At 67.6% G+C, this 12525-nt stretch carries 10 protein-coding genes; 1 reads left to right on the forward strand and 9 read right to left on the reverse strand.

Annotation, left to right across the window (positions count from 1 at the left end; all coding sequences use genetic code 11):
• Positions 1 to 31 precede the first annotated feature (31 nt).
• The 8 genes from ON20_RS00390 to ON20_RS00425 form a co-directional block, all read right to left on the reverse strand.
• Positions 32 to 1012 carry a DMT family transporter gene (locus tag ON20_RS00390; RefSeq protein ID WP_040832770.1) on the reverse strand — a complete coding sequence of 327 codons (981 nt, stop codon included), beginning with the start codon at positions 1010 to 1012 and terminating at the stop codon, positions 32 to 34.
• Between the two features lie 95 nt (positions 1013 to 1107).
• On the reverse strand, positions 1108 to 1722 hold the full coding sequence (locus tag ON20_RS00395) for a sterol desaturase family protein (protein ID WP_245546911.1): 615 nt from the start codon (positions 1720 to 1722) through the stop codon (positions 1108 to 1110).
• 116 nt (positions 1723 to 1838) lie between these two features.
• Complete coding sequence (locus ON20_RS00400) at positions 1839 to 2570, reverse strand: FadR/GntR family transcriptional regulator (RefSeq protein ID WP_040832771.1); 732 nt, start codon at positions 2568 to 2570, stop codon at positions 1839 to 1841.
• 110 nt (positions 2571 to 2680) lie between these two features.
• On the reverse strand, positions 2681 to 3334 hold the full coding sequence (locus tag ON20_RS00405) for a hypothetical protein (protein WP_438803358.1): 654 nt from the start codon (positions 3332 to 3334) through the stop codon (positions 2681 to 2683).
• A 130-nt stretch (positions 3335 to 3464) separates the two neighbouring features.
• Complete coding sequence (locus tag ON20_RS00410; RefSeq protein WP_040832818.1) at positions 3465 to 5144, reverse strand: ABC transporter family substrate-binding protein; 1680 nt, start codon at positions 5142 to 5144, stop codon at positions 3465 to 3467.
• Positions 5145 to 5185: 41 nt separating this feature from the next.
• The gene (locus ON20_RS00415) at positions 5186 to 7099 is read right to left on the reverse strand and encodes an ABC transporter ATP-binding protein (protein WP_083864410.1); all 1914 of its coding nucleotides are present in this window, start codon (positions 7097 to 7099) and stop codon (positions 5186 to 5188) included.
• The gene (locus ON20_RS00420; RefSeq protein ID WP_040832772.1) at positions 7096 to 8013 is read right to left on the reverse strand and encodes an ABC transporter permease; all 918 of its coding nucleotides are present in this window, start codon (positions 8011 to 8013) and stop codon (positions 7096 to 7098) included. Before ON20_RS00420 ends, ON20_RS00415 begins: the two co-directional genes overlap by 4 nt.
• Positions 8010 to 8987, reverse strand: coding sequence for an ABC transporter permease (locus ON20_RS00425; RefSeq protein ID WP_040832773.1), 978 nt, complete (start codon positions 8985 to 8987; stop codon positions 8010 to 8012). The genes ON20_RS00420 and ON20_RS00425 overlap by 4 nt, the downstream gene beginning before the upstream one ends.
• A gap of 177 nt (positions 8988 to 9164) precedes the next feature.
• Here ON20_RS00425 and ON20_RS00430 point away from each other — a divergent pair, with 177 nt between their 5' ends.
• Positions 9165 to 10004: a Cof-type HAD-IIB family hydrolase gene (locus ON20_RS00430; RefSeq protein ID WP_040832774.1), complete on the forward strand. Its 840-nt coding sequence runs from the start codon at positions 9165 to 9167 to the stop codon at positions 10002 to 10004.
• Between the two features lie 214 nt (positions 10005 to 10218).
• Here ON20_RS00430 and ON20_RS00435 read toward each other — a convergent pair whose 3' ends face one another.
• Positions 10219 to 12402: an N-acetylmuramoyl-L-alanine amidase gene (locus ON20_RS00435; RefSeq protein ID WP_245546910.1), complete on the reverse strand. Its 2184-nt coding sequence runs from the start codon at positions 12400 to 12402 to the stop codon at positions 10219 to 10221.
• Between the last annotated feature and the right edge of the window lie 123 nt (positions 12403 to 12525).

Here is a 12525-nt window from a genome sequence, read left to right on the forward strand (position 1 = left end):
CCGGCACCGGGGTGCCGGCGGTCGGTGTCGGCTATTCGGTTCGGTGGGAATCGGCTCGTACAGGATCGCCACGCCGCGAGGCCCCGACCGTCACCGCGACCAGGGTGAGGGCACAGCCGAGCAGCGCCGTGGGCGAGAGCCCCGCGCCGGTGGGCAGCGCCCAGTCGAGTAGCGCCGAGGCGACCAGCTGTCCGGCGATCGAGGTGAGCCCGAGCAGCAGTACCCCGATCCAGCGCACCACCAGGACCCCGGCGGCGATGAATACGACACCGATCGGTCCACCGAGGTAGAGCCACGGCTCGTCGGGGAAGTGGGTGGGCCGGCCGACGTAGGCCAGCACCGCGGTTTCGGCGGCGAGCAGGACGCCGAGCCCGACGGTGAAGTTGATCAGTGTCGCCGCGATCGGCCCCCCGGCCGCGCCGACCCGTCCGTTCACGGCCTGCTGCCAGGCCAGTCCGATACCGGCCAGGGCGGGCAGCGCGATGAGCAGCGGCGCGGGCACCTCGGACAGCACCGCCATGGTGGTGAACGGCCCTGGTTCGGAACCGCCCGAGCCGGCCAACAGCACGGCCCCCACTGCCAGTACGGCCCCGGCGATACGCATCGCGGTAATGGGTGTGCGCCCATTGGGCGCCAGACCGAGACGGTCCACCACCAGACTGCTCAACAGCTGTCCCGCCACCACGGCCACCGTGAACGCGGTCACGCCGAGCGCGGCCACCGTGAGTCCCTGACTCGCGACGAATCCGGCGCCGAAGAGCCCACCGAGCAGCTGCCAGGGCCGCAGTGTTCCCTCGGCGAGGGCACCGTGTACCCGCCCCAGCTCGGCGCGTAACCGCGCGCTGAACAGGAACGCGATGACCAGCAGGACCAGTCCTGTCCCGAAACTCACCACCGCCGCCGCGACCCCGTCCTGCAGCCGCGCCCCCAATGCGCCGTTGATCCGGCCCTGGACCGCCACCCCCGCGCCGATCCCCATCCCGAGCGTCAGTCCCACCCGTCGCGACAGCATGTCCGCACCCTACCGACGTGGTTATCCGGTGGGCCGTCCGAGAGCAGGGCCGGGTCCACCGGATAACCACGTCGGTTCGGCCGAGACGGCGCGAACTACACCGAGTGCAGGTTGCGTGCGGTGGGCGAGGCAGCGACCGCGGCCGGATCGGGGAAGGTACCCAGCAGGCGGTCGGCGGTCCCGACGGTGGTCACCGCGAACCAGTAGTGCTCGTTCTTGTAGTGGTGGTGCCGGTGGTTGCGCCAGATGGCACGGTAGAAGGCGTGCTTCGGCTTGTAGTCGGAGTGGATCAGATAGTGGGTCCACTCGTAGACCAGGCCGATCAGGGTGAAGGTGACCAGGAAGGTGAGTCCGAGCCCGAGCCGGGGGAAGGCCAACAGGCCGATCGCCGCCAGGGCGGCGATCACCAGCAGCAGGCTCCTGGTGGGGATGAAGATCAACGGGATATCGCGCGGATCGATATGGTGTTCGCGGTGTTTGCGTGCCAGTTCACTGTCGATGGCGATCGGGCCGAGCCGGCGGGGCCGCCAGTGCAGCACCGTGACGTGCACGGTCCATTCGAAGAACGGGAACAGCGTCAGCATCACCAGGGGAAGCAGTGCATCGGTGATCCGCCAGTCGCCGATCGGTAGCCGTCCGGTGAGCGAGACCACCGCAGCGGTCCCGATCAGCCACGGGGAGGGGTGGCGCAGAAACTCACGCAGGGCCATCCGCAGGGTGAACCCGCGTCGCAGGGCGCGTTCGTCCCGTCGGACCTCGGCCCTGGCGTCCGTATCGGTCGGTTTGTTCGAGTGTGCTGTGGCCATCGTGGTTTCCGATCTCGCGCTCAGGTCCGGGCGAAGACGCCGAGCAGTGCGGTGGTCGCCGGTTCCAGGAGGGCTCTGGCGTTCTCGGCGGCCTGTTCCGGCCGACCCGCCAGCACGGCGTCGGCCACATCGCGGTATCCCGCCGCATTGCCGACCTCGGCGGACATGAGGGGGGCCAATGCCTCGAGCGCGGGTTCGTAGGCCGCGCGCAGCATGTTGTACATGAGGCGGAAGACGATCGAATCGGCGGCGTCGACCAGGTGGTCCCAGAATTCGAGGGCGATCCGTTGTCGGCCGATCGGATCCTGTTCGGCCGCCAGTCGGTCGACACACTCGAGCAGTGCGGTCGCCGGATCGGAGGCACCGGGTTCGCCGGTCGACGCGCATCGGGTGGCGGCCAGTTCGGCGATCTTCGGCCCGTTGTGCAGGCGCGCCTCCAGGATGCTGCGCGCCACCGCCGGGTCGAGCGCACCGCCACGGACGAGCAGCCGAGGCAGTATCTCGAGCCCGGCGCCACGGCGATAGTCCAGAACCGTCGTGGCATCGCCCTGCCGTACCGATACCAGCCCGGCCGCGGCCAGCCGCTGTAAAGCCTCCCGCACCGCCGGACGGGAGACACCCAGCGCTTCGGCCAACTGCCGTTCGCTCGGCAGAGTCGTTCCCGGCGCCAGTTCGCCGCTGAGCACATCGGCCGCAATCTGCTCGAAAACCTCCGCCGAGACCGATCGCCGCACCACCGGTTGCAATGCCATAGGCCTACTGTGGTCCACATTGGTAATAAGGTCAAGTGGTCAGACCAATTCTATCCGCAGCTCGGCCCGCTGCTTCGGCACCGAGGACCGCTGGGGACCGCGCTGTTCGGTCAGCTGGGATCCGAGCCGCGGACCGCCGACAGCCACACCGCCGCTGCCGCCGCCACACAACTCGCCCCGGCGAACGCCGGCACCCCTCCACCCACCACGTACACCCACATCAGCCCGGCGAACGGCGCGACCACCGCGGCCTGCGCGTCCAGCAGTAGTCGCCGTCGCGGCCGTGCTACCGTCGCGGCCCGGTGCGCCGCGTCGGGCGCCCGGCGGGACGGATTGTCGACAAGACGGCCCACGGGTTCGGTATCCCGCACCCGTCCGGCGGGGAACAGCCGCAGCGCACCCACCGCGAGCCGACGCCCGCTCACCTCGGCCTCGGATTCGACCAGCCCGATCAGCGCGGGATCGAAATACACCGGCACCCAGCGCGCGCGCCCCCCATCGTCGAATTCCAGCCACGAGCGGGCGAGCAGCCGATACTCCTGCCGCACCCGCCGCACCGCCACCGTGCGCCGCTCACCCAGCCCGTTGCGCACCCACCCCGACGCGACGGCCAGGCGATAGATCGTGTAGCCCACAATTCCCACGGCCACCGTCACCAGCGCACCGAGTTGGTCCAGATCGGCGAACGGAACCCAGACAAGGCAGGCGGCCAGAGCAGCGAACGTCACGCCCATCGGATAGGTCAGCGCTGCCGGAACCGCCATCGTTCCAGCCTCTCACGGGCCGAGGAAGGCGGCCGCTCGCGGTGGATAACGACGAAAGGCGCCCTCGGCGGTAACAACCGCCGGGACGCCGAACGTCACGGGTACCGGACCGGAAACCCTGATGCGCGAACTACTTCAGGAAACCGATCTTGGTGTAGTCGAGCGAGGCGAGACCGGCCGCGCCGTAATTGGCCAGGTCGGCGCGCACACCCACATTGCCGGCCGACTGCACCAGCGGAATCGAATGCCCCGACTCGAACACCTCGCGGTCCACCCGATTGGCCAGCTCGACGGCCTTCTTCGGGTCCAGTTCGGACAGGGTCTGCTCGATGAGGCCGTTCAACTCGGGGGTGCCGATCCGACCGTAATTGCCCTGCAGGTCGTTCGGGTTGTACGCGTAGATCTGCGGGATGCTGCTGAGCGGGAACGGATCGCCGACCCAGGACCACTGTCCGACATCGAAATTGCCGGGCTGGATCACATCGGTGAAGAACCCGGCGCCGGGCTTGGTCTCGATAAGCAGTTTCACCCCGATGCGGGCGAGATTCTGCTGGATGATCTGCGCGACCTGCACCCAGGTGTCGTCGTTGTACATGACGTCGCGGATCTCCAGCGGGCGGCCGTCCTTCACGCGGACATCGCCGTTGAGCTTCCAGCCGAGCTCGTCGAGCTCCCGGGCCGCGGCGTCGGGGTCGAAAGGCAGGCTGTTGTCCTGGTAGCCCTCCTGGCCTTGCAGGTAGATGTGGTTGTTCAGCGGAACCGGGTTCTGCACCAGGCCGTTCTGCATCGCCTTGGCGATACCCGCACGGTCGATGGCCTTGATGATGGCGGTCCGCACCTGCGCGTCGGCGAGGATCGAACCCGGTGCGCCGTTGAACGTCAGATGGGACCAGCTGTTACCCGGCGCCCGGCGAATAGCGATACCCGCGGTGTTACGGGCGGTCTCCATGTCCTCGCGCGTGCCGAGCCCGACCGCGTCGAGTTCGTTGTTCGCCAGCGCGGGCACCATGGCCTCACTGGCCAGCACCGTGTAGGTGATGGTGTCCAGTTTCGGGGTGTCGCCCCACCACTTCGGGTTCCGACCCAGCACGATCCGCCCCTGGGTGCGGTCGGTGGACTGCACCGTGAACGGCCCGGCGGTCAGGGCGGGGCCATTGACCAGGCTGTCGTTGAACGCCTCCGGGGTCGCGGTCACCGACTTGGGGTACAGCATGGAGTTGCCCGCGAACTGGCCCGCCCAATCCGCGTAGTGCTTGTTGAACGTGATAACCGCCTGCCGGTCGTCGCCCCCGCGTTCGACCTTCTCCACCCGGTCGAAACCGATGGTGTTGGCGATCAGGAAACGCTTGTCGCGACCGCTGAGCGCATTGGCCTGCGACGCGATGTCCTCCCAGGTGATGGGAGTGCCGTCGGACCACACCGCTTTCGGGTTGATGGTGTAGGTGACCTTTTGCGGGTTGGTGTCGGTCAGTTCGACATTCGTGAAGTAGTCGGTGTTCACCGAGAGCTTGCCCGCCGCATCGGTCCGGAAGGCACGCGGCAACATGACCCGCATGATGCCGCCGGTTTCGGCATCGTTGCCGTCATTGGACAGCGCGTTCCAGTTGGCCGGATACGACGTTACGGCCAGCCGCAGGTTCCCGCCGTCGCGCAGTTCACCGACATCGCGCGGGTTGATGTCGTTGGTGGTGCCGAGAGCGGCGACAGCGCCCTCCGGTGCGCCGGAGTCGTTCGCGCCACAGCCCGCCGCGACCAGGGCCGCGGCGAACAGTGGCACCGCGAACAATCTCCGCAGTGTTCGGTTACTCATGGTCGAACATCCTTCCTGCTGGGTGAGCACCACGCGCACGGTCAACGATGCACGACCGGTTCCGGTACCGCATCTATCAGCGCCCGGGTGTACTCGTGCCGCGGATCGCCGAAGATCTGCTCCGCAGGTCCGGATTCCACGATCTTGCCGCGGTACATCACGGCGATATCGTGGGCCAGATTGCGGACCACGGACAGATCGTGCGAGACGAACAAATACGACAGACCGCGTTCGGCCTGCAGGTCGCGCAGCAGGTTCAGCACACCGGCCTGGATGGAAACGTCCAGCGAGGACACCGGCTCGTCCAGCACCAGCAGTTCCGGATCGAGCGCCAGGGCCCGGGCGATGCTGATGCGCTGTTTCTGGCCGCCGGAGAAATCGGTCGGATAGCGGTCGGCGTGCTCCGGACGCAGTCCCACCTGTTTCAGCAGCTCCGGTACCCGACGGGAGATTTCGGCGTGCGGGCGGCCGTTGACGCGCAGCGGTTCGGCGATGGCGTCGAAAACGGGTAGTCGCGGGTCCAGAGAGGCGGTGGGGTCCTGGAAGACGATCTGCAGTTTGCGGCGCAATTCGCGGCGCTCGGCGCGGCTCAGCGTGGCCACATCGCGGCCCATGATCTCGATGGTGCCCGACTGTGGTGGAACCAGATCCAGGATCTGGGTGAGGGTGGTGGATTTACCGGAACCGGATTCCCCGACCAGCGCCAGGGTGCGGCCCGCCCGGATCTCGAAGCCGATGCCGTCGACCGCACGTACCTCGCCCTTGTGGCGGCGCAGGATCACACCGGAGGTGATGGGGAAGGTTTTCACCAGGCCGGTGACCTTCAGCACCACCCGGGAGTCGGTTTCGGCGGAGGCCTCGGGTTCGCCGATCTCCCGGCGGTAGGCGTCGAACAGGTCGGCCGAACCCAGTTCGCCGGTGCGGATACACGCGGCCCGCCGGCCGTGGCCGATCTCGTCCAGTGGCGGTTCCGCGGCGCGGCAGGCCTGCACCGAGACCGGGCAGCGGGGCGCGAAGGAGCATCCGGGCGGCAGTGCGTGCATGGCGGGCGGCGCGCCGGCGATCGGGATCAGCGGTGCCCGGGCGGGGCCGTCCATCCGGGGAATGGAACCGAGCAGCCCCACCGTATACGGCATCCGAGGAGTGTTGAACAGTTCGCCGGTACTCGCGGTTTCGACGATCCGACCTGCGTACATGACGGCCACCCGGTCGGCCAGGGTGGCCGCGATGCCCATATCGTGGGTGATCATGATGACCCCGGCGCCGGTGATATCGCGCGCCTTGCGCAGCAGGTCGAGGATCTGCTTCTGCACGGTTACGTCCAGCGCGGTGGTCGGCTCGTCACAGATGATGAGCGCCGGATCGTTGGCGATCGCCATGGCGATCACCACCCGCTGGCGCATACCGCCGGAGAATTCGTGCGGAAACGCCTTGGCGCGCAACTCCGGTTCGGGGATACCGACCAGATCCAACAACTCCACCGCGCGCTGCGCGGCCTCGGCCTTACCCATGGTGCCGTGCGCCAGCAGTGCCTCGGCCACCTGGTCGCCGACCCGGTACACCGGAGTCAGCGCCGACAGCGGATCCTGGAACACCATGCTCACCGAACTGCCGCGCAGTTTCGACAGTCGTTTGTCGTCGAGGCCGAGCAGCTCCCGGCCACGCAGCCGGATGGAACCGCTCACCCGGGCCTGGTCGGGCAACAGCCCCATCACCGCCAGCGACGACACCGACTTGCCGGAGCCGGATTCGCCGACGATCGCGAGCACCTCGCCGTCGGAAACCGTGTAGTTCACACCGCGCACCGCGTCGACTCGCCCCTCCTCGCTGGGGAACGAGACCCGCAGGTCGGAGACTTCGAGCAGCGGCGCGGAACCTGTCCTGCCCGCCGAGCCGGATGTGTCGAGGGCGACCTCGGCCTTGTCGGACGAGCCTGCCACGGTCTTTTCGGTCATTTCCGCGCCTTCCGCGACCGTGCCCGCGTCGCCCCGGGGTCGAAGGCATCGCGCAAACCGTCACCCACCAGGTTCGCGCAGAGCACGGTGATGATCAGCAGTCCACCGGCGAACAGGAACAGCCACGGGTAGGTCAACGCCGATTTGGTTCCCGACGCGATCAGCGAGCCCAGTGACACATCCGGCGGTTGCACGCCGAACCCGAGAAAGCTGAGCCCGGTTTCGGCCATGATGGCGGCGCCGACAGTGAGCGTGGTGTCGATGATCAGGATCGACGCGATATTCGGCACGATATGGCTGAGGATGATGGTGTGCGTCGGCGCACCCATATACCGTGCCGCCCGCACGAATTCCCGCTCCCGCAGACTCATCGTCAGTCCGCGTACGATCCGCGCGCTGATCATCCAACCGAACACGCTGAGCAGGATGATCAGCAGCACCAGCGAGCCGCTGCCCTTGGTGCGCGGCGCGAACAGGGCGATGATGATGAAGCTGGGCACCACCAACAGCAGATCGACCAGCCACATGAGAACGCGGTCGAGCCGGCCGCCGAGCAGTCCGGCGATGGAACCGGTCAGCGCGGCGATGGTCGTGGAGAAGATGGCGACGCACAGGCCGATGATCAGCGATTTCTGCAATCCGCGCAGAGTCTGCGCGAGAACGTCCTGGCCGATGGCCGTGGTGCCGAACGGATGCTCCGGACTGGGCGGTTGCAGCAGCGCCGTGTAGTCGAGTTCCTGATAGTCGTAGGGCAGAAACGGCGGCAGCGCGAAGCTCGCGACGAACAGCAGGATCAGTATCGCGCCCCCGACCACGGCAGGTTTGTTGCGCAGGAACCGTCGCAGTACCAGCTTGCGCCTGCCCGACGCGGCGACCTCGGGCGCGCCCTGAACGATGATCTCGGCTTCGGTCATCCCACACGCACCCTCGGGTCGAGAATCGCGTACACGATATCGGAGAGCAGGCCGGACACCAGGATCACCAGCCCGGCGAAGGCGGTCACGGTGACCACTACGTACACATCCTGGGCGTTGATCGAATCGACCAGCCATTCCCCGACGCCGTGCCAGCCGAAGATCTTCTCGGTGAACGTCGCGCCGGTGATCAGGCCGCCCAGACTGTATGCGAACAGGGTCGCCATCGGGATGAGCGCGGTGCGCAGGCCGTGTCTGTACAGTGCCTTGCCGCGGGTGAGGCCCTTGGCGCGGGCGGTGCGGATGAAATCGCTCTGCAGTACGTCGAGCATGGCGTTGCGCTGATAGCGGCTGTAGCCGGCCATCCCGCCCAGTGCCAGCGTCAGGGTGGGCAGCACGAGGTGCTGCAGGCGGTCGAGCAGCTGCGCGCCGGCGCCCTCGATACGGTGGGCCGAGGTTTCGCCGGTGTAGAGGAAGATCTGCTGACCGGTCAGGAAATTGATCTCCAGCGCCCCGTATTTCAACACGGTCGCGAGCAGGAAGACCGGGGTTGACAGGATGAGCAGTGAAACGACCGTCGTGAAATAGTCGCTGAATCTGTATTGGCGGATCGCCCCGGCCGCGCCGATCAGTACCCCGAGCACGGTGCCGACGATCGAACCGATGATCAGCAGCCGCAGGCTCACCCCCACCCGGCGGGGCAGTTCCTCGCTCACCGGCTGCCCGGAGAGCGTGGTACCGAAGTCGCCGTGCGTCACCCCCCGCACCCAGGTCAGGTAGCGCTGCGGGATCGGCTCGTTGAGGTGCAGTTCCTCGGCCTTGGCGTCGATCACCGACTGCGGAGGGCGTGGATTGCGCTGCTCCAGACTGTCCAGTGGGCGAAATGTCAGTGAGGCGAGGCTGAACGTGAGGAACGATGCCAACAGCAACAGAACGACGTAATTGAGCGCGCGTCGTAGCAGAAAGCCGGTCATGCGTCCCCTCGTGTGCTGGTGTAGCACCCGATCATAGGGAGCGGATGCCGAGCATGCGCATGCAACGGCTGTGCTGCGTGTTTGCCCCGCCCGCCCGCTTCTGTGCGGCCGCGTCGGCGGCACCGCCGCACCGTCCGGTGGACGACCGTGCCGGCGCCGCGCGCGGGACACAGCAGAATGGAAGAGGTGACACGTCTGCAACTGCCCAAACCGAAGCTGGTCGCCACGGATGTGGACGGCACTCTCATCGACCCCGCGGAACGGGTGAGCGCCCGCACCAAGGCCGCCGTCGGGGCGCTGGTCGCCGACGGTGTGCCGTTCGTACTGGCCACCGGCCGGCCGCCGCGTTGGATCGCGCCGGTGGTCGACGGACTCGGTTTCGCACCGCTGTGCGTCTGCGGAAACGGGGCGGTCATCTATGACAGCGCCGCCGACCGGGTACTGGCGGCCCGTGCACTGGACGTGGACACCCTCGGCTGGTTGGCCGATATCGCCGAGAAGGAACTTCCCGGCTGCGGGCTGGCCGCCGAACGGGTGGGCGCCAGTGCCCATGACGCGGCGACTCCGCAATTCGTCAGCTCACCCCAATACGAACACGCCTGGCTCAACCCCGACGACACCGCGGTCGCCCGGGACGAGGTGATCGATACCCCCGCGATCAAAATGCTGATCCGGCTGCCGGGCGCACACAGCGGGAATATGCGCGCCACGCTGGCTCCGCTGGTCGGCGACCGGGCCGATATCACCTACTCCACGGAGCACGGCCTCATCGAACTGTCCGCGCCGGGTGTCACCAAGGCATCAGGGCTGACGGTGATCACCGAGCGGCTCGGAATCCATCCCGAAACCATGATCGCGTTCGGGGATATGCCCAACGATGTGCCGATGCTCGTCATGGCCGGGCACGGTGTCGCCATGGCCAACGCCCACCCCGAGGCCATGGCCGCTGCGAAAGAGGTGACCACGTCGAATACCGACGACGGGGTCGCCCGAGTGCTCGAACGCTGGTGGAACTGAGCTCTGTCCATCGACGGCGAGCGGCGCGGGTGTCGGCCGAAGTGACGGCCGACACCCGCGCCGGAGTCGCGACCTCGACTGTTGGTTGGGAGGTGGTCGGAGAAACCGGGGAATCGCGGTGCCTGCGCCCGAGCCGGGTGTGGTGCCCATGACAGCGCTTCGGGACGGGAGGTGTCGGTTGTCATCCGTCCCGAAGCGTCCGTGACCGGATTTTTCAACCCGCCGGGGCCGGTTCGGGTTCCGCCTGTGCGGGCACGCCGGTGGGTGATGGTTCTGCGGCAGGTGCCTGCTCGGACGTGGATAGGCCCTGCCCTGACCCGTCGCCGAGTGGTTCCTGTGTGGTCTCGGGTGCGGCGGGTGCCGAGAAGCCGGGTTCGTGGGCGAACGCCGGTGCCTGATTCGGCGTGGGGTCGGTTTCGGGTGCCGAGGCGCTACCGGGGGCGGCATTCGGCGCGGTGCCGTTCCCCGGATCAGGTGTGGTCCCGGCAGCCCGGTCTGGTTCCGGCACGCTCGGCGGCAGGGTCGCGGGTGCCGGTGTTTCGGGTGCCGGTGCGGTGTCCTGTACCGGCGATCCGGGGCCCGGGGCGGGCGCCCCGCCCAGGTCCGCGGCGGTATCGCCCTGCGTCTGATGTGGATGCGTCTCGTTATAGGTCTTCCACGCCGTGGTGACGATGCCCGTGAGTTCGTTGAGTATCAGCGAACCGTTCTGGAAGTCGAGGCGCTGTCCGTCGGGTACGGGGTAGGTATTGCTGAGCGGCAGGCCGAGCGCGCCGGTGTCGGCGCCCAGTTCCAGGAAACGATCCAGGATTTTGCCGGCCACCTCGTGGGCCGAGCCGTCCGGTGCTGTGTAGACGTAGCCGTTGACGAATTTGGCGTACTGCTGGCCCTGCGCCGCGGGCATCGGCTCGGATGCCGCCTGACCGAGCGGACCGTCCGGTCCGCCGGTGGAAACCCAGTATTCGGCGACGAGGTTGTCGCGTGCCATGGCGAGCAGTTTGGCGGTGAGTGCCGCGAGGGCCGCTATCTCCGGTCGGCTGGGGCGTCTGTGTTGTTCGGGTCGGCCGCTGCCGGCCGTTTCCGCGGCGATAGCGCGGATTCGGTCCATCTGGGCGTAGGCGGCATCACCGGGACAGCTGGTGTTGCCGACGTCGCGGTGGGCGAAGACGATCGGCAGCTTCACCTCCTCGCCTTGGGCGTACGGGGTGAATTGGGTGCCCTCGGAGTACATGGTGGTGTGGCCCTGCGGGTCGAGCCCGGCTATCTTGGTCCGCCATCCGACGAACCGTCCGGCGGCCTCGATACTCGCCTCGGACGGGGTCTCGCTCTGGTAGTTGCCCATGAGCGCCACTCCGGAGGTGTTCTGGTTGAAACCTCCCGCGTGGGCCCCTTGTACCGGCTGGTCCAGACCGCCGTAACGGCCCTCGAAGATCTGCCCGTATTTATCGATCAGGGCGTGGTAGCCGATATCGCACCACCCGAGGGTCTGCGCGTGATACGTGTAGATCGCGCGGACGATACCGGCCGACTCGGCCTTGGAATAGTCGTTGCGGCCGGCGGTGTGGTGAATGGTGACCCCGCCCAGGCCGTCGTCGTAGGTGGGTGCCTGGCAGCGGAGGGATTCGTCCGCGCCCCATTGGCCGCGGGTGATCACGCGGGGTCCACCGTTCGGCAACTCGGCCGCGATGCTGTCGAGATCGGCGTCGCCGGCGCCGCGGCCCGGGTCGATGAGCACCGCGGTGAGACCCGAGGCGGCCTTGTCCACCGGGTGGACCGTGGTGACGGGTTGGACCGCGGGGTCGGCCGGCGGATCGGTTTTCTTCCGGGTCACCAAGATCTGCACCGCTTCGGTGTTGCCGACGTAGATCGGTTCGGTGCCCTGGGTGCCGCCGGCCGCGGCGGTGCCCTGTTCCTCGATGGGTTCGGCCTGGTACCACGGACCCCAGGTGCCGTCGGGCCGGCGAGCGCGGATCATGGCCGTGGTGTTCGTCAGGTCTTCGGCGGTGAGGGCGACCACGCTGAACGGAGTGTCCCGGATGAGCTCCTTGACGTGCGCGCCCACCTCGTTCATGAGCTCGGGCGGGACCACACCCGGAGCCGGCGCGGGGGCGTTCGGGTCGGCGGCCGGGGCGTTCCGTTCGGCGACGAATTGGATACCGGCGGGCGTTCGGCCGGGAGCGGTCTCGATCGGAGACGCTGAATACAGATCGGAAAGCCTCAGTTCGGGGAGGTCGGGTCCGCCGAGTTCGCGCAACGGCAGCACGGTATCGGGAGCGTTGTCCAGGCCCACCTCGACCAGTCGCGTCCCGATGGTCGCGGGCTCGCTGTTATTGGCGGATCGGTAGTCGTTGGAATCTCCGGGCATGAGCGCCGGAGTTGCAACCGCGAGAATCGCGGCCACGGGGAGAACATAGGAACGCTTCGATTTGCGGTAGAGCACGAGCGTCTCCAATCAGGGTTTTCGAACCATTGATCGGTGAGATGTTTCGCTCTTGCATACAGACGTCTCACAGACCACACTAGT

The organism is Nocardia brevicatena NBRC 12119 (assembly GCF_000308495.1).
In the GTDB taxonomy this organism is placed as follows: domain Bacteria; phylum Actinomycetota; class Actinomycetes; order Mycobacteriales; family Mycobacteriaceae; genus Nocardia; species Nocardia brevicatena.